This is a genomic window from Arthrobacter sp. 01T425 (assembly GCF_056398725.1).
Map to the genome: position 1 here is coordinate 21,771 of NZ_JBFTPY010000007.1, position 16,326 is coordinate 38,096.

Here is a 16,326-nt window from a genome sequence, read left to right on the forward strand (position 1 = left end):
TCTGTAGAAACCATTTTACAATGTGTGTCAACAAGGGTAGTGCTGACTTGGTTAAGGAACCCCAACCCATATTGAGGAAACTTATGTTGAAGAAGATTGCAGCCGGCGCCGTTTTGGCGGGCGCACTGGCATTCTCCGCCGCGGCCCCGGCCGTGCTGTCCGCTGCTTCACTTACCGATGTCTCAGACGTTGCCGCCGTCGGCAACTGGCCCGATCCCATGCGCACCGCCCAGGCGGTGGGCAACTGGCCCGACCCCATGACCCACTCGCTGAACGTCGGCAACTGGCCCGACCCGATGTAACCAGCCCGATGTAACAAGCCCGACACGGCAGGCCCGGCGCAGCAACGGCCGGCTGCCTGCGGCACGGATATCCGGCGCAGCCCCGGGAGATTTCCTCCCGGGGCTGCGTTGTGTCCGGGGGGCAGGGGCCGGGCCCTGGGCCGGGACGATCGCCGGTGCCGGTGTCATGAAATCGTGCCGGACCTACCACCGGACATACAAAAGAGGACCCTCCGTGTGGAGGGCCCTCTTTGTGTTTGGTCGGGATGACAGGATTTGAACCTGCGACCTCGTCGTCCCGAACGACGCGCGCTACCAAGCTGCGCCACATCCCGATCCGTTGCTTCAAAAGCAACTTCACAAGAGTATCCGATCATGGCCCCGGATGTGAAATCGGGCGCCGGCCGGGACGTGTCCCGCCGTCGTCCCGGCCCGGACGCCGACCGGTCCCGGCAGGCGCTGTTCAGACCAGCGAGTCTTTCCAGGCGCCGTGGAGCCGGGCGAAGGCGCCGCCGTCGCCGATCAGCTGCTCCGGGGTGCCGTCCTCCACGACCCGTCCGTCGTGCACCACCAGCACCCGGTCCGCCGTCTCCACGGTGGAGAGCCGGTGGGCAATGATCAGCGCTGTCCGCCCGGGACCGGGGGCCGAGTCCGGGCCGGGGGCCGAGTCTGCAACGGGCTGTCCGCCGCCCGCCTGTCCACCGGACGGCCGCTGGCCGGCCTCCCGGGTGCCGGCCTCCCGCGTCCCGCGCAGGAGTCCCGCGAGGCCCTGCTGGACCATGCGCTCCGACGGGATGTCCAGCGAGGACGTAGCCTCGTCCAGGATCAGCACGGCCGGGCGGGCCAGGAACGCGCGGGCGAAGCTGATCAGCTGGCGCTGCCCGGCGGAGACGCGGCCGCCGCGCTTGTTGACGTCGGTGTCGTAGCCGTCCGGCAGTTCCATGATGAAGGCGTGCGCCCCCACCGCCCGGGCCGCGTCCTCGATCTCCGCACGCGAGGCTTCGGGCCGGCCCAGGGCGATGTTGTCCGCCACGGAGCCGCTGAACAGGAAGGCCTCCTGGGTGACCATGACGACGTTCCGGCGCAGGTCCTCGGTGCTGAGCTGGCGCAGGTCCACGCCGTCGAGGGTCAGGGACCCGGCGGAGACGTCGTAGAAGCGGGCAATCAGCTTCGCGAGCGTTGATTTGCCGGCGCCGGTCTGCCCGACGAGCGCGACCGTCTGCCCGGCGGGGATGTGCAGGTCCAGCCTCGGGATGACCACCGGGCCGTCGCCGTAGCGGAATTCGACGCCGTTGAAATCGATGCTGCCCTGCGCCTGGTGCAGGGCCGCGGGTGTTTTCGGCGGTCTGACAGTGGGGACCTCCTCGAGCAGGCCCGAGACCTTTTCCAGGGCCGCCTGGGCGCTTTGGAAGGAGTTGTAGAACATGGCCATCTGGTCCACCGGCTGGAAGAAGCGCTTGGCGGACAGGATCAGGGCCAGGAGCACGCCGACCTCCAGGTCGCCGCTGAGGACCCGGAAGCCTCCGGTGAGCAGCACGAGGGCCACGCACACGTTCCCGATCAGCACCAGCCCCGGCTGGAAGATGCCGTTGAGGTTGATGGAACGGACGGTCGCGCGGCGGTAGTCCTCCGACAGTTCGGAGTAGCCCGCGGCATTCTCGCGTTCCTTCCGGAAGGCCTTCACGGCGCGGATCCCGGTCATGGTCTCCACGAAGTGCACGATCAGCCGGGCCGAGACCACCCGGGATTCGCGGAAGGCGATCTGGGAGTGCTTCTGGTACCAGCGGGCCAGGAAATACATCGGCACGCCGGCGGCCAGAACCAGCACGCCGCTGCGCCAGTCCAGGGCGAACACCGTCACGGCGGTAAACGCCATGAACAGCATTCCCGAGGCCAGCGAGCTCACGCCGGAATCCAGGAGTTCGCGCAGGGCCTCCAGGTCCGAGGTCTGCCGGGCGATGATGCGCCCCGAGGTGTATTTCTCGTGGAATTCCAGGCTCAGCCGCTGCGTGTGGCGGAAGACCCGGACGCGGAGGTCCAGCAGCATCGCCTGGCTGAGCCGCGCCGTCGAGGTCACGTACAGGGCGGTCAGGCCGGCCGCCACGACGGCCGCGGCAAGGTAGGCGACGCCGGTCAGCACCAGGGGAAGGTTGTCGCCGGCGCGCACGGCGGGCAGGGCGTGGTCGATACCGAAGGCGATCAGGGCCGGCCCGGCCACGCGGGCGGCCTGGGACAGCACGACGGCGCCGATCGTCAGCCAGAACCGGGCGCGGACGGGGCGGATCAGGGAGCCCAGGAGGGTCAGGGAGCGCCGCCGGACGGCCTTGCTTTCGTTCCTGGTGAGGTGCGCGTTGTCCTCATTGGCGGTGCCGAACGTTGCGCTGCTCATCGGGAAATCTCCTCGGACTGGTCCTCGAGGGCGGACAATTCTGAATCCAGGTCCCGCGGTTCCGGGTCCAGGCTGGCGATCACGTAGCGGTAATGGCTGTTCTTGGCGAGCAGTTCCGCATGGGTTCCGACGGCGGCGATCCGGCCGTCCTCGAGCAGGGCCACCCGGTCGGCCAGCGCCACCGTGGAAGGCCTGTGGGCCACGATCAGCGTGGTGGTGTCCGTGAGGACCTTGCGCAGCCGGGCCTCGACGAGGACCTCGGTGTTCACATCCAGCGCCGAGAGCGGGTCGTCCAGGACCAGCACGGCCGGTTTCGCGGCGATGGCCCGGGCCAGGGCGATGCGCTGGCGCTGGCCGCCGGAGAGGCTGAGGCCCTCCTCGCCGATCAGGGTATCGACGCCGTCCGGCAGGGAATAGGCGAAGTGGGCCTGGGCGACGTCGAGGGCTTCCTCCAGGGCCGCGTCGCGGCCCTCCGCCGATCCGGCGTCGGGCGCGCCGAGCAGGACGTTGTCCCGGACGGAGCTGGAGAACAGCGTGGTGTCCTCGAACGCCACGGAGACCACGGTGCGCAGGTCCTCCACCGCGAACTCGCGCAGGTCCACTCCGTCGATGGTGATGGCACCGCCGGTGACGTCGTAGAGGCGGGGGACCAGCTGGAGCAGGGCGCTCTTGCCGCCGCCCGTGATGCCCACGAGGGCCATGGTTTCGCCGGGGCGGATGTCCAGGGTGATGTTCTTGAGGATCGGCTTGTCCGGGGCGTCCTCGAACGCGAACGAGGCATTGCGGAAGCTGAGGGCACCCTTGAGGCCGGCCGGGCGGCGGGGCTGGTCCGGGCTGGTGATCGTGTTCTGCGCGTCCATGACCTCGAAGTGCCGGTCCACCGCGGACTTCGCGGTGAGGGCCATCGCCAGCAGCATGCCGCAGAACTCGACCGGCGCGGCGACCACGGCGGCGGTGGCGAAGAAGGCCACCAGGGACCCGATGGAGAGCTGGTCCGTGGAGGCCAGCAGGATGCCGACGACGAGGCCGGCGCCGAGCGCGAGTTCGGGCAGGAGCGTCACCACCAGGCTGAACGTGGCCAGGTGCTTGGCCTTGGCGATCTCGGTCTGCCGGAGTTCCTCGGCCTGTTCGTTGAAGTTCTCCAGCGCCTCCCGGCTGCGGCCGAAGGCCTTCAGGACGCGGATGCCGTGCACGGATTCCTCGACCGTGGTGGCGAGGTCCCCGGCCTGGTCCTGGCTGCGCCGGGCCACCTTGCTGAAGCGGGTGCGGAAGCGGAATCCGTAGATCATGATCGGCACGGCGGCGGCCAGGAAGATCAGGGCCAGCTGCCAGCTCATGGCAAACATCACCGCGACGCCGATCACCACGGTGAGCGTCGTGACCACCAGCATGATGGCGCCGAAGGCCATCCAGCGGCGCAGGAAGTTCAGGTCCGTCATGGCCCGGGACAGCAGCTGACCGGAGCCCCAGCGGTCATGGAAGGAAACTGTGAGGTCCTGCAGATGCCCGTAGAGCGAGACCCGCATCCGGGTCTCGACGGTGGTGGCGGGATTGATGACGAACTGCCGGCGCAGGGCCACGAGGCCCGCCTCGGCGATGCCCAGGACCAGGATGAGGAGCGAGGCAGTCCAGACGGCTTCCGCGCTGCCGCCGGGGGTCAGGGACTCGTTGACCAGCACGCGCAGCACCTGCGGGATGGCCAGTGCCATGACGCTGGCCAGCAGCGCGCAGAGCAGGCCCATGACCAGCCGGGGCAGGATTGGCCTGACGTGCGGGTAGAGACGGCTGATGGAGGTGAAGAATGAGCTCTGCTTGGCCATGCCTGCTTCTTAAGACGCCCGTGCATAGATCGCACCGTTAAATGTAGTTTCCTGTAGCAACTACCCTAGGCCATCGGGTGACCGGATTCACACGTTGTTCAGCGCTCCCAGCATCTCGCCCAGTCATTGCGATCCGCAATAGGTGCGGGCGGCGGGTGGCCGCGGGACATGTCCGGTGGTGGCCGCAGCGGGTGGGCATTGTGGGCCTATGCCCAGTGCCCGCGACCAGGGGAGGGTATGTCCCGTGGGCTCGGGCGCCAGGGGAGGGCATGTCCACCGGCCAGGCCGGAGGGCGGGCAGCACTGGCCGCGGCCAGGCCTAGGCGCGGGAGGTCAGCGTGAGCAGAACGGCTTCGGGCCGGCAGGCAATGCGGACCGGGGCGAAGCGGGACGTGCCGATGCCGCCCGAGACGTTCACCGGCGTCGTCCTCCCGTTGCTCTCCCAGGTGTGCAGCCCCCGGGCCCGCCACGTGGGCAGGTCGCAGTTGGTGACCAGGGCCCCGTAGCCCGGGACGCAGATCTGGCCGCCGTGGGTATGGCCGGCCAGGAGGAGGTGGGCGCCGGCTTCGGTGAAGTGGTCGAGGACGCGCTGGTAGGGTGCGTGCGCGACGGCGATGCGCAGGTGCGGGTCGGCGTCCCGGCCCTTGGTCCCGCGCGGCCAGCCCGCGTACCGTTCGAGGCGCAGGTGCGGATCGTCAACGCCGGAGAAATCGAAGCGCATGCCCTTGAGCACGACCGACTGGCACCGGTTGGTCAGATCCACCCAGCCGGACATGCCGAACTCGGCACGCAGCCGGGGCCAGTCGAGCCTTTCCGGGTGCTTGCGCTCGCCCGAGGGCCCGAGCAAATATGACGCCGGGTTCTTCAGGCTCGGGCCGAAGTAGTCGTTCGAGCCGGGGACAAACACACCGGGAAATTCCAGCAGGGGCCGCAGGGCCGCTACGAGGGGGTCCACGCCCTTGGCATGGCTGAGGTTGTCGCCCGTGTTCACCACGAGGTCCGGCTGCAATTGCGCCAGGGAGGACAGCCACTGCGCCTTCCGGTGCTGGCCCGGAACGAAGTGGATATCGGACAGGTGCAGTATCCGGAACGGGCCGAACCCGGCCGGCAGGATGGGGAGGGTTTCCTCCCTGATCACAAACTGGTTCTTCTCCCACAGCCCGTAGCCGGTAGCGGCCGCCCCCGCCGCCGTCCCGATCGCGGCGGTCACGGCAAAGCCGCGTCCGATGCTTCGAACGCGGCTCGCCAGATCATTGCCCAGGGTCATCGGCTACTTCTTGCCGGAGGACTTCGTCGGTGCCGGTGTCGGGTCGGCGGACGGTTGCGTGGCCGGCTCGGTGCTCTTGCCGGTCGGAATGGTGGTCCGCGGCACTGTTATCGGGTCCGGGACCGGGGCCGGGGAGTACAGCATGTCCGACGGCGGGGCCGGGAACGGATCGGTGCCGTAGGCCGGTGCCACCTGGGCCATGTAGTTCGAGAACTGCGGCCCGGCGATCATGTAACCGTCGATGCCCTTGTAGAAGTTGCCGTTGATCGTGACGTTCTGCCCGGCGCGCTGCTGGTTGCCCAGGGGATCGCCAAACCACGTGGCCGTTGCCAGGCCGCTGGTGTAGCCCGCCACCCAGGTGGAGCTGTTGTTGTCGTTGGTGCCGGTCTTCGCCGCGATGGGGAACGTGGTCCGGGTCGAAATCCGGGGCTGGATCAGCGAGCCCGAGCCGCGGTTGAGCACTTCCTGCATGGCGTACGCGACGCCGTGGGCCACCTCGGGCTTGATCGCGTCCCTGCAGTTGGGTGACTGGGCCGGCAGCTGGGCGCCGGTCGCGTCCGTCACCGACTCGATGGCCATCGGTTCGCAGTACTTGCCGTTGTTGGCGAAGGTGGCGAATGCGCTGGCCATGGTCAGCGGCGCCGTCTGGCGTGCGCCGATCAGGCTGCTCAACCGGGTCATCGGAACCTTGGGGTTGGGATCGTCGCCGTTCGGGCTCGGCAGGCCTTCGTGGATACCGACGGCGTCCACGATCTTCTGGATCCCGCAGAGGTCCACCTGGGCGGCAGAGGCGAACGTGATGGTGTTGATGGAGTTCGCCAGGCCGTCAAGGACCGACATGTACTTGTAATGGTTCTCGTCCGCGTTCTGCAGGTCGTGGGTGCCGGCCGTGTCGTCGTACGAGTCGGTCGTCGGTGTGGGGCAGGTGTTCTTCCACGGGAAGCCGGGCGGGTATCGCCGCACGGCGCCGTTGAGCTGGGTGCTCATCGACTTGCCCTCGTTGAGCCACTCCGCGAACGTGAACGGCTTCATCGTGGATCCGGGCTGGAAGCCGCCGAGGCCGTTGAGGTCATTGCCCTTGGCATCCTGCACGTCCACGTTGAAGTTCTGGGTCTGGTCGAACTTGCCGTCGGCCGGGAACCAGACGGTGTTCTGGGCCATGGAGACGATCTTGCCGGATCCCGGCTGCACGGACACCAGCGAGGCGCCCCACTTATCCGGGTTCGCGCCGGCCGACCCGTCCACCTGGGCCTGCGCCACGGACTGGGCCTTCGGATCCAGCGTGGTCTTGATGGTCAGGCCGCCGCGGAAGATCTTCCGCTCACGCTCGGCCGCGTCGGCCCCGTAGGCCGGGTTGTTCAGGAGCAGGTGGAGCACGTAGTCGCAGAAGTACGGCGCCGTCTGTGAATACGCACAGCCCTGGCGGGGCTGGGTGACCTTGGTCTGCACCGGCGTCGCCACCGCGGCATCGTAGTCGGCCTGCTTGATCTTGCCCTGCGTCAGCATCGCGTGGAGCACGAGGTCGCGACGGACCTTGGCGTTCTCCGGATTGGTGATCGGGTCGTAGTAGGAGGGGCTGTTCACGACGCCGGCCAGCAGGGCCGCCTGCGGCAGGGTCAGGTCCTTGGCCGTGGTGCTGAAGAAGAACTTGGACGCGGCCTCGATGCCGTAGGCGTCCCGGTTGAAGAACACGATGTTCAGGTAGCCCTCGAGGATCTGCTCCTTGGTGAACTTCTTCTCCAGCGCGATGGCCAGCTTCATTTCACGGAGCTTGTCCCCGACGCCCTTGTTGACGCCATTGAGCAGGACCTCGTCGCCCTTGCCCTCGGCCTCCAGCGAGGAGTTGATGACGTTGTTGACGTACTGCTGCGTGATCGTGGACGCGCCCTGCTTGTTGCCGCGGGCGGTGCTCACGAGCGCGCGCAGGATGCCGGTGGTGTCCACACCGCCGTGCTCATAGAAGCGGCTGTCCTCGATGGCGATGATCGCGTCCTTGATGTGCGGTGACATCTGGTCCAGCGAAACACGGGTGCGGTTTTCCGCGTAGAGGTTCGCGATCGGGCTGCCGTCGGACGCCAGGATCGTGGTCGACTGGCTCGGCGGATCGACCTTCAGCTCAGCGGGGAGCGTGTCAAAAAACTGGATCGAACCGCTCGCCGCACTGCCCGAGACGGCCGCCGCGGGGACCAGGAGGCCCGCCACCAGGACACCGCAAATAGCGCTCACGCCCAGGAAAAGAAAGATCTTTCCGAGGGTGGTGGCCGTGTCGAATAAAGGGTTCTTGCCAGTCGCCATGTTTTCCACTTTACCGGCAACGACTAGGCTTTATGTCATGACCAAATGGGAGTACGCCACGATTCCGCTCATTATTCACGCCACAAAGCAGATCCTGGACCAGTGGGGTGACGACGGCTGGGAGCTCGTCCAGGTTGTTCCGGGACCCGATGGAAACGGCCTGGTTGCCTACCTGAAGCGGGAGAAGCAGTAGCCATGAACATCCCCTCAGAAGCCGCTCCGGCCACGCCGGCGGGCGCGGAAAACATCTCCGAAAACACGGCCGGCGCAGCGAGCCCCACGGCCGGCGCGGGCGCGTCGTCCGCCGTCGAACAGCGCCTCGCGGAGTTGGGCCTGACGCTGCCCGACGTCGCTGCTCCGGTCGCGGCGTATGTTCCGGCCGTGATTTCCGGCAACCACGTCTACACCTCCGGGCAGCTGCCGTTCATCAACGGCAAGCTCGAGGCCACCGGAAAGGTTTCCACCGGTTCGGCGGGCGCCTCCGACGAATCCACGGTGTCCCCGGAGGACGCGAAGGCCTACGCTGCCGTCTGCGCCGTCAACGCCCTGGCCGCCGTCAAGAGTGTGATCGGCGACCTCGACCGCATCACGCGGATCGTCAAGGTTGTCGGATTTGTATCCTCCGACCCTTCCTTCACCGGCCAGCCCGGTGTCATCAACGGCGCCTCGGAGCTGCTGGGCCAGGTCCTCGGCGACGCCGGCCAGCACGCACGTTCCGCCGTCGGCGTATCCGTTCTGCCGCTCGACTCGCCCGTCGAAGTCGAACTGATCGCTGAATTCGCCTAGTAGACCGGTTACTTCGTTGCCTCAGTTAGAACGCCGCCTGTTCGTCCTGCCCCCGGATCTTGAGGGAGCAGCCCGCAGCTGGATTGAACACGGTGAGCGGACGCCCCGCGCGCCCCGTTTGGCCTCCTCCGTGATCCTGCTGCGGGATTCGCCCACGGGCCTGGAGACCTGGCTCGGCTACCGCACGGGGTCCTCCCCGCTCGGTGTCCTCGCCTTCCCCGGCGGATCGCTGGAATCCACCGACGACGACGCCGTCGGCTGGCTGGGCCCCTCACCCCAGCACTGGGCCGAGCAGATGGGGACGTCCGACGTCGGGCTGGCGCGCCGACACGTCGTCGGTGCCATCCGTGAACTGTTTGAGGAGACCGGCATCCTGCTGGCCGGCCCCGACCTGTCCACCACGGTGGAGCTGACCTCCAGCGCCGACTGGATGCGCGCCCGCGAAGCCGTGGCCGAGCAGGAGAAATCCTTCACCGACCTGCTCGCCAAACGCGGGCTCTCGCTGCGCACTGACCTGCTCAAACCCCTGGTGAACTGGCTCAGCCCCGACTTCGCGCACCGCCGGTTCAACACCCGCTACTTTGCCGCCACCGTCCCCGTGAACCAGCAGCCCTCGCTGCTGGCCAGCAAGGGCGTCTGGGGCCGCTGGGTGTGTGTCCGGAAAGTCGTGAGCGAGCGGGACAGCACCGTGCTGGGTGACGAGGTAGGGCAGGAGAACACCGTCGGCCGGACCCTGGGCGAACTCCTGGTCCCTGGCTCCGAGATCATGCTTGAGAAGATGGCCAAGGCCAACGGCTGCATCGCCTACCTCAGCTACAAGCGCAAGGCCCACGTGTACCAGCCGAAGCTGGTCGAGGAAGACGGCCGGCTCATGCTTGAAGTCGAAGCAGCCAAAACGATCGCCGGCGAACCGCAGCGGGAACGCTAGGCCCGGGGAGCGCCGACGCCACGGAAGGCTGACCCCATGCGGGCGGCCTGTTAGGGCTTGGCTTGGGCGGGGGCCGGGCGATTCCCGGGACATGCCCCGCCCTGCTCCTGAGCACTGGACATGTCCCTTCGTGCTGCGTGCCGGCCCGGGACATGCCCTCCGGTGGACCTGACAGGTGGACATAGTGGCATTATGTCCAGTCGTTGCAGCCGGGGCTGGACATGTCCCTTGATGCCGGGTGCCGGCCTGCGGACATGTCCCGCCCCGATCCGCACCAGTGGACATGTCCCGCGGACAACCAGCCCGAAACCGCCACCGCGAATTAACGGCAGAAGATTAACGGCAGAAGGCCGGTCCCGTTTCCGGGGCCGGCCTTCGTGGTTGCTGCTGGGGATCCCTAGCGGGAACGCTGGCGCAGGCGCTGCATGTCAAGGATGACGACGGCGCGCGCTTCCAGGCGCAGCCAGCCGCGCTGCACGAATTCTGCGAGGGCCTTGTTGACCGTTTCACGGGAGGCGCCAACCAGCTGGGCGAGCTCCTCCTGCGTCAGTTCGTGGGCGACCAGGACGCCGTCGGTCGCCGGGCGGCCGAAGCGGTCGGCCAGATCCAGCAGCGCCTTGGCCACACGGCCCGGCACGTCGGAGAAGACGAGGTCGGAAAGGGAATCGTTGGTGCGGCGCAGGCGGCGTGCCAAGGCCTGCAGCAGCTGGGCCGAGACCTCGGGGCGGGTGCGCAGCAGCGCGTTGAGGCTCTCGTTCTTCAGACCGGCAAGACGCGTCTCGGAAACGGCAGTTGCCGTGGCCGTGCGCGGGCTGGGGTCGAACAGCGCCATTTCGCCGAAAAGTTCGCCCGGGCCGAGGATGGCCAGCAGTGATTCGCGGCCGTCCGGCGACGTGCGGCCGAGCTTCACCTTGCCGGAGACGATGAAGTAAAGCTGGTCACCCTGGTCGCCTTCCCGGAATACCGAGGCACCGCGTGAAAGGTCCACCTCGGTAAGTTCGTCCGTCAGCAGACGGAACGCCTCGTCGTCGAGCGTGGCGAAAAGGGGTGCGCGGCGCAATACCTCGATATCCATGAAATCTCCTGACTAGCTGTGTCGGCTGGGGCGCTTCAGCCATTCTTTCAGAATTTTGGAGCTTCTGTGACGTAGTTGGCACGGAAACGCCCGAAGGGGCCGAATGCGCACGGCTCGGGAAGTCCGCGCAGATCCCTGGGCAGGCTGGCGGCCGGTCGGCAAACGTTCAGCTTACACCGGTAGAATCGTCGCTGAACTGTCTGTGAGGAGCCCCGGTGTTTGGCTTGACCATTTTGGACCTGCTGCTGGTTGTGGCGCTCTTGTCCTACCTGATCCACGGCCTTCGCAACGGCTTCCTTGTGACGCTCGGAGGAATCGCGGGATTCGCGGCAGGCGCCGTCGCCGCCTTCGTCTCCGTGCCCATCGTCAGCGGCCTCGTGGAGGACAGCGGCTGGCGCCTGACGGCGATAGTTGCCACGGCGGTCCTTCTGATGATCGTGGGCAACGGCCTCGGCACCATGATCGGGCGGCGAATCCGCAGTGTGGTCCCGTTCAGCCCCATGCGGGCGGCGGATCGCCTCGTGGGCGGAGGCGTGAACGTGGTGGTGTCCGCCCTCGTGATGTCGATGCTGGCGTTCAGCATCGGGGCCCTGGGTGTGCCGTTCGTGTCCCAGCAGCTCGCTGAATCCAAAGTCATCAGGTTCATCGACGGCGTGACGCCGATGCCGGTCAAGGCATCAATGGCGCAGCTGCGTTCCGCCGTGATCGGCGAGGGAATCCCCACCCTGCTGGACGGCTTCGGCCAGAGCCAGCCCGTTGCCGTTCCGGACACCAGCACCGACACGCCGGCGCTGAACAAGGCCGCCGCGTCCGTGCTCAAGATCGCCGGAACCGCCTACCAGTGCGGCCAAAACCAGACCGGAACAGGCTTCGTGGTCGCCCCCGGGCGCGTGGTGACCAACGCCCATGTGGTCGCCGGGGTCGACGAACCAGTGGTGGAAACGCCCGGTGGCCGCGCACTGCCTGGGCGCGTTGTGTACTTTGACTCCCAGCACGATCTCGCCGTCGTGGCCGTTGACGGTCTGCGCTCGGAACCCCTGGCGCTGGCTGCCGACCTGCCGTCCGGCAGCGCTGCGGCCTTCGCCGGCTATCCGCACGGCGGGCCTTTCCAGTCCAAACCGGCCACGGTGCAGGACATCGCCACCGTGCTGGTCCCGGACATCTATGGCAAGAATGCGTCGCCCGAGGACGTCTACCGGCTGGCCGGCGACGTGCAGCCGGGCAACTCCGGGGGTCCGCTCCTGACCATGGACGGGCAGGTGGCGGGGGTGGTCTTTGCCAAGGCCACAACCGAGTCTTCGCTCGGATTTGCGATCACCATGAATGACCTGAGCCCCGTGGCGGCGCAGGCGCCGGGTCTGGGCAGCGCCGTTTCGTCCGGACAGTGCATCAAGAAATAACCGGACTGCCATGCAGGCCCTAGCCACAGCCAGGCCGGAGCCGCACGCAGGCTAGAGCCACTCCAGGCTCTGCCCGTGCGGGCCCGTGATGGCTGCAGGCTGGCCGTCCTGCAGCAGCAGGAACCGGCCGCGGAGCCGGGCGTCATCCATTTCCGGGACCACACTGGACCCGTCTCCCTGCACCACCACCATGTGGCCTTCGTTCGAGAGCCAGTGGCAGCCCCGCTCCGCGGCGAGATCCGCCATGGTGCGCCGGAACCGGGAGCGGCCGCCGGCATCCAGGTAGGCCATGACGGCGCTGTGGAATACCACCAGGGCAGCGTCGGCCGGGGCGCGGCCGGCGAGTTCCACAAGTTGTTCGTTGAGGTCGCCGGCCACCAGCAGCGGCGGCCGTTCCCTGGCAATGGCGATCGCCTGGCGCAGCCGTTCAAGCCGGAACTCCTGCTCCGGCCAGACGAGGGCTTCGAGCCAGGCGACGTCGGCCGGGTCGCGCACGTCCAGGGGGTTGAGGTCGATCCCGGCACGCCATGCCACCCGGGGGATTTCCGCCGGCAGCGGCACCGGGCCCGAGGTGAGGCAGCGCAAGACCGGAAACGTGCCAGGCCGGGCGCCATCCGGAACCAGCCGCGTCGTCCTTGCTTCCGCCGCCGCCGGGTCCGCCGCCGACTCATCCGGTGCCCCCGCCCCGGTGTCGACAAACTCGTAACCGTAGCGGTCAGGGAACAGTGCCAGCCCCGCCGAGGCGCCCACCTCGATGAGGGACAGCGGCCGGCCCTCTGCCGCGGATATCTGCGCGAGTGAGGGCAGCAGGGTGGCGCAGCGGCCGGCCTCGTTCGTCTGCGTGGACCGGGACAGCACGATTTCCGAGACCGCGTCCCAGTGATGGTCCAGGAACCTCCGGAAATCGCGGTAAGGGCTGATCTGCGCGCCGAGGAACCGGGCCGCGGCGAGGATCAGCAGCGGCTGGCGCTTGTTGTGCGGCCACTGATCAATCCGCCGAATCACCTCGGCGTCCCCGGCGATCCCCACGGACCACGCGGCATAGCAGGGGGAGGAGTCGGGGGCGTCGACCGTGCCGAAGTGCCGGTACCACTGCGCTGTGTCCGTAGCCGTAGCCGTAGCCGCGCCCGGTGCTGTGTCCGAGGCGGTGCCCGTGGCAGGGTCCGGAGCTGCGGACGGTTCCCCGGATGCTTCCGCCGCCGCGGGTTCGGCGGGGGACATGCTCAGTCCCCGGCCGCGTGCAGCCCGGCGAGGTATTCCACCGCGAAGCGGTAGCCCAGGATCCCGGCGCCGGCGATCACGGCCTTGCTGATGTCCGAAAGGTAGGAATGGTGCCGGAAAGGCTCGCGGGCGTGAACATTGGTGATGTGCACCTCGACCGTCGGCAGGGCAACAGCGGAAATGGCGTCCCGGATGGCCACGGACGTGTGCGTGTAGGCGCCGGCGTTGAGCACGATTCCCACCGCCTTCCCGCGGGCGGCGTGGATGGCGTCCACGAGGGCCCCTTCATGGTTGGACTGGAAGCACTCGACGTCCAGGCCGTGCGCGGCACCGGCGTCTTTGGCGAGCTGTTCGACGTCGGCCAGCGTCGCCGTCCCGTATTTCTCGGGCTCGCGGGTGCCAAGCAGGTTCAAATTGGGTCCGTTGAGAACCAGGATGGTGCCGCGGCCGGCAACGGTGGCGGAGGTGGCTTCAGTCATGTCTGCAAATCTATCGCGCCGCGGGCCGCGCGCGCCGTTCGTTACTGCCGCATTCTTCGCTGCTGCGGATGTTCCCGCCGCGGCCGCGTCGACAGACAGGACCAACGACGACGGCGGCGCGGCCCACCACGGTGGGCGGCGCCGCCGCCGGACAAACAGGCCAGCCAAACACAGCCGACGAACCCTTATCGGAACGAGCCGGCTATTTCTTCAGCGACTGCGCGATCTGGGCCATGACGGTGTTGTCTGCCAGGGTGGTCGCGTCGCCGACTTCGCGGCCTTCGGCGACGTCCTTGAGCAGGCGGCGCATGATCTTGCCGGAGCGGGTTTTGGGCAGTTCCGGGACCACGAGGATGGTTTTGGGTTTGGCGATCGGGCCGATTTCCTTGCCCACGTGGTTGCGGAGTTCCTGGACGATCGCGTCGCCGGTGTCCACGGCGTCGGCGCGCAGGATCACGAAGGCGACGACGGCCTGTCCGGTGGTCTCGTCCGCGGCTCCGACGACGGCGGCTTCCGCCACCGCGGGGTGGGACACGAGTGCGGACTCGATTTCGGCGGTGGAGAGGCGGTGGCCGGAAATATTCATCACATCATCCACACGGCCCAGCAGCCAGATGTCGCCGTCCTCGTCTTTCTTGGCGCCGTCGCCGGCGAAGTACATGGTCTCGAAGCGGGACCAGTACGTTTCCTTGAACCGCTCCGGGTCGCCCCAGATCCCGCGCAGCATGGCGGGCCACGGTTCGCGGATTACGAGAAAGCCGCCGTGGCCGTTGGGTACGGATTCGCCGAGTTCGTCCACGACGTCCACGGCGATGCCCGGCAGCGGGACCTGGGCCGAGCCGGGCTTGGTGGCCGTGACGCCGGGCAGCGGGGCGATCATCTGCGCCCCGGTCTCGGTCTGCCACCAGGTGTCCACGATCGGTGCGGGGTTTTCCTTCCGCTCGCCGTTCTTGCCGGCGTTGCCGCCGATGACCTCGCGGTACCACATCCAGGCCTCGGGGTTGATGGGTTCGCCGACGGAACCGAGGACCCGGATCGAGGAGAGGTCGGACTTGGCCGGGATGTCCTTGCCCCACTTCATGAAGGTGCGGATCGCGGTGGGGGCGGTGTAGAGGATGGAGACCTTGTACTTCTCCACGATTTCCCACCAGCGGCCCTGGTGCGGGGAATCCGGCGTGCCCTCATACATGACCTGGGTGGCGCCGTTGATGAGCGGGGCGTAGGCGACGTAGGAGTGCCCGGTGATCCAGCCGACGTCGGCGGTGCACCAGTAGACGTCGGTCTCCGGGTGGAGGTCGAAGACCGCCTTGTGCGTGTAGGCGCCCTGGGTGAGGTAGCCGCCGGTGCTGTGCAGGATGCCCTTGGGCTTGCCCGTCGTGCCGGAGGTGTAGAGGATGAAGAGCGGGTGTTCGGAGTCGTGCCCGACGGCGGTGTGTGTGGGGGACGCGGCGCCGACGGTGTCCGCCCACCAGTGGTCCCGGCCCTCGTGCCAGTCCACGGCCTGGCCGTTGCGCTTGACCACCACGACGTTCTGCACGGTGTGTCCGGTGCCGTCTCCCTCGTGGGACAACGCCTCGTCGACGGCCGGCTTCAGCGCGCTGGGCTTGCCGCGGCGGTAGGTGCCGTCGGCCGTGACCACGAGCTTGGCCTCGGCGTCGTCGATCCGGGAGCGCAGGGCTTCGGCGGAGAAGCCGCCGAAGACCACGGAGTGGATCGCGCCGATCCGGGCGCAGGCCAGCAGGGTGATGACGGCCTCGGGGATCATGGGCAGGTACACGGCGACGCGGTCGCCCTTGGCCACGCCGAGGGACTCGAACGCGTTCGCGGCCTTCTTCACCTCCTCGGTCAGCTGCGCGTAGGTGTAGGTGCGGGTATCTCCCGGCTCACCCTCGAAGTAGATCGCCACCCGGTCCCCGTTGCCGGCCTCGACGTGCCGGTCCAGGGCGTTGTAGGCGGCGTTGACCTCGCCACCGACGAACCACTTCGCGAACGGCGGGTCGGACCAGTCCAGCGCCTGGGTGAAGTCCTTGGACCAGCTCAGCAGCTCCCGGGCCTGCTTCGCCCAGAAGGCGGGACGGTCGGCGTCGGCCTCTGCGTAATCGGCGGCGGTGACCACTGCATTCGCGGCGAACTCGGCGGACGGCGCGAAACGGCGGTTCTCCTGGGACAGGTTTTCGAACGCATCGCCCTGGGGCGTCTGAGTGGCCGTGGAGCCGGGTGTCTGCTGGGACATGGTGAACCTCATCATTCATCGATCCGGGCTGCGCGGCCGTGCTCGCCACCGTCGCGCCGGGCCGCATGCGCGACGTCGGGCGGCGGCAGACGGCGGCAGTGCCGCTAGCGCTGTCTGGAATCAACACTAATACTTGGGTCCGACCAAACGTGC

Annotated in this window: 13 protein-coding genes and 1 tRNA gene; 5 read left to right on the forward strand and 9 right to left on the reverse strand. The window is 67.9% G+C overall.

Going from position 1 to position 16,326, the window contains the following annotated elements; translation table 11 throughout:
* Positions 1-83 precede the first annotated feature (83 nt).
* Complete coding sequence (locus tag AC1DNG_RS09755) at positions 84-302, forward strand: hypothetical protein (RefSeq protein WP_018776166.1); 219 nt, start codon at positions 84-86, stop codon at positions 300-302.
* Positions 303-539: 237 nt separating this feature from the next.
* On the opposite strand, the gene AC1DNG_RS09760 is transcribed toward AC1DNG_RS09755, so the two are convergent.
* The 5 genes from AC1DNG_RS09760 to AC1DNG_RS09780 form a co-directional block, all read right to left on the reverse strand.
* Positions 540-616, reverse strand: a tRNA-Pro gene (locus AC1DNG_RS09760).
* A gap of 128 nt (positions 617-744) precedes the next feature.
* A complete protein-coding gene (locus AC1DNG_RS09765) occupies positions 745-2,670 on the reverse strand; it encodes an ABC transporter ATP-binding protein (protein WP_476887243.1) in 1,926 nt (641 codons plus the stop codon).
* Positions 2,667-4,490, reverse strand: a complete 1,824-nt coding sequence (locus AC1DNG_RS09770; protein WP_476887244.1) for an ABC transporter ATP-binding protein — start codon at positions 4,488-4,490, stop codon at positions 2,667-2,669. The genes AC1DNG_RS09765 and AC1DNG_RS09770 overlap by 4 nt, the downstream gene beginning before the upstream one ends.
* A gap of 318 nt (positions 4,491-4,808) precedes the next feature.
* Positions 4,809-5,756 (reverse strand): metallophosphoesterase, encoded by a 948-nt coding sequence (locus AC1DNG_RS09775; protein ID WP_476872842.1) that lies wholly within the window; start codon positions 5,754-5,756, stop codon positions 4,809-4,811.
* 3 nt (positions 5,757-5,759) lie between these two features.
* Entirely contained in the window at positions 5,760-8,051 is a 2,292-nt protein-coding gene (locus AC1DNG_RS09780) for a transglycosylase domain-containing protein (protein WP_476887245.1), read from the reverse strand.
* 37 nt (positions 8,052-8,088) lie between these two features.
* On the opposite strand from AC1DNG_RS09780, the gene AC1DNG_RS09785 reads away from it, so the two are divergent.
* From AC1DNG_RS09785 to AC1DNG_RS09795, 3 genes are read left to right on the forward strand one after another with little or no spacing between them, the layout of a single operon-like run.
* On the forward strand, positions 8,089-8,244 hold the full coding sequence (locus AC1DNG_RS09785) for a DUF4177 domain-containing protein (protein ID WP_003797879.1): 156 nt from the start codon (positions 8,089-8,091) through the stop codon (positions 8,242-8,244).
* Between the two features lie 2 nt (positions 8,245-8,246).
* Positions 8,247-8,837: a RidA family protein gene (locus tag AC1DNG_RS09790; RefSeq protein WP_476887246.1), complete on the forward strand. Its 591-nt coding sequence runs from the start codon at positions 8,247-8,249 to the stop codon at positions 8,835-8,837.
* 16 nt (positions 8,838-8,853) lie between these two features.
* Positions 8,854-9,765: an NUDIX hydrolase gene (locus tag AC1DNG_RS09795; RefSeq protein ID WP_476855516.1), complete on the forward strand. Its 912-nt coding sequence runs from the start codon at positions 8,854-8,856 to the stop codon at positions 9,763-9,765.
* A 397-nt stretch (positions 9,766-10,162) separates the two neighbouring features.
* Here AC1DNG_RS09795 and AC1DNG_RS09800 read toward each other — a convergent pair whose 3' ends face one another.
* Entirely contained in the window at positions 10,163-10,840 is a 678-nt protein-coding gene (locus tag AC1DNG_RS09800) for a Crp/Fnr family transcriptional regulator (protein ID WP_011693220.1), read from the reverse strand.
* Positions 10,841-11,055: 215 nt separating this feature from the next.
* Between AC1DNG_RS09800 and AC1DNG_RS09805 the strand changes: the two genes are divergently transcribed.
* Positions 11,056-12,240 carry a MarP family serine protease gene (locus AC1DNG_RS09805; RefSeq protein ID WP_476887247.1) on the forward strand — a complete coding sequence of 395 codons (1,185 nt, stop codon included), beginning with the start codon at positions 11,056-11,058 and terminating at the stop codon, positions 12,238-12,240.
* 51 nt (positions 12,241-12,291) lie between these two features.
* On the opposite strand, the gene AC1DNG_RS09810 is transcribed toward AC1DNG_RS09805, so the two are convergent.
* The 3 genes from AC1DNG_RS09810 to acs all read right to left on the reverse strand — a co-directional run bounded on the left by AC1DNG_RS09810 (position 12,292) and on the right by acs (position 16,173).
* Positions 12,292-13,461: a DUF2332 domain-containing protein gene (locus AC1DNG_RS09810; RefSeq protein ID WP_476887248.1), complete on the reverse strand. Its 1,170-nt coding sequence runs from the start codon at positions 13,459-13,461 to the stop codon at positions 12,292-12,294.
* 2 nt (positions 13,462-13,463) lie between these two features.
* Complete coding sequence (aroQ, locus tag AC1DNG_RS09815; protein ID WP_230009056.1) at positions 13,464-13,940, reverse strand: type II 3-dehydroquinate dehydratase; 477 nt, start codon at positions 13,938-13,940, stop codon at positions 13,464-13,466.
* A 202-nt stretch (positions 13,941-14,142) separates the two neighbouring features.
* Positions 14,143-16,173 (reverse strand): acetate--CoA ligase, encoded by a 2,031-nt coding sequence (gene acs, locus AC1DNG_RS09820; RefSeq protein WP_476872248.1) that lies wholly within the window; start codon positions 16,171-16,173, stop codon positions 14,143-14,145.
* Positions 16,174-16,326 lie beyond the last annotated feature (153 nt).

Bases quoted from the DNA above. Each gene is read 5' to 3' on its own strand.
- AC1DNG_RS09755 (WP_018776166.1), top strand. From the start codon at position 84: ATGTTGAAGAAGATTGCAGCCGGCGCCGTTTTGGCGGGCGCACTGGCA.
- AC1DNG_RS09765 (WP_476887243.1), bottom strand. From the start codon at position 2,670: ATGAGCAGCGCAACGTTCGGCACCGCCAATGAGGACAACGCGCACCTC.
- AC1DNG_RS09770 (WP_476887244.1), bottom strand. From the start codon at position 4,490: ATGGCCAAGCAGAGCTCATTCTTCACCTCCATCAGCCGTCTCTACCCG.
- AC1DNG_RS09775 (WP_476872842.1), bottom strand. From the start codon at position 5,756: ATGACCCTGGGCAATGATCTGGCGAGCCGCGTTCGAAGCATCGGACGC.
- AC1DNG_RS09780 (WP_476887245.1), bottom strand. From the start codon at position 8,051: ATGGCGACTGGCAAGAACCCTTTATTCGACACGGCCACCACCCTCGGA.
- AC1DNG_RS09785 (WP_003797879.1), top strand. From the start codon at position 8,089: ATGACCAAATGGGAGTACGCCACGATTCCGCTCATTATTCACGCCACA.
- AC1DNG_RS09790 (WP_476887246.1), top strand. From the start codon at position 8,247: ATGAACATCCCCTCAGAAGCCGCTCCGGCCACGCCGGCGGGCGCGGAA.
- AC1DNG_RS09800 (WP_011693220.1), bottom strand. From the start codon at position 10,840: ATGGATATCGAGGTATTGCGCCGCGCACCCCTTTTCGCCACGCTCGAC.
- AC1DNG_RS09810 (WP_476887248.1), bottom strand. From the start codon at position 13,461: ATGTCCCCCGCCGAACCCGCGGCGGCGGAAGCATCCGGGGAACCGTCC.
- aroQ (WP_230009056.1), bottom strand. From the start codon at position 13,940: ATGACTGAAGCCACCTCCGCCACCGTTGCCGGCCGCGGCACCATCCTG.
- acs (WP_476872248.1), bottom strand. From the start codon at position 16,173: ATGTCCCAGCAGACACCCGGCTCCACGGCCACTCAGACGCCCCAGGGC.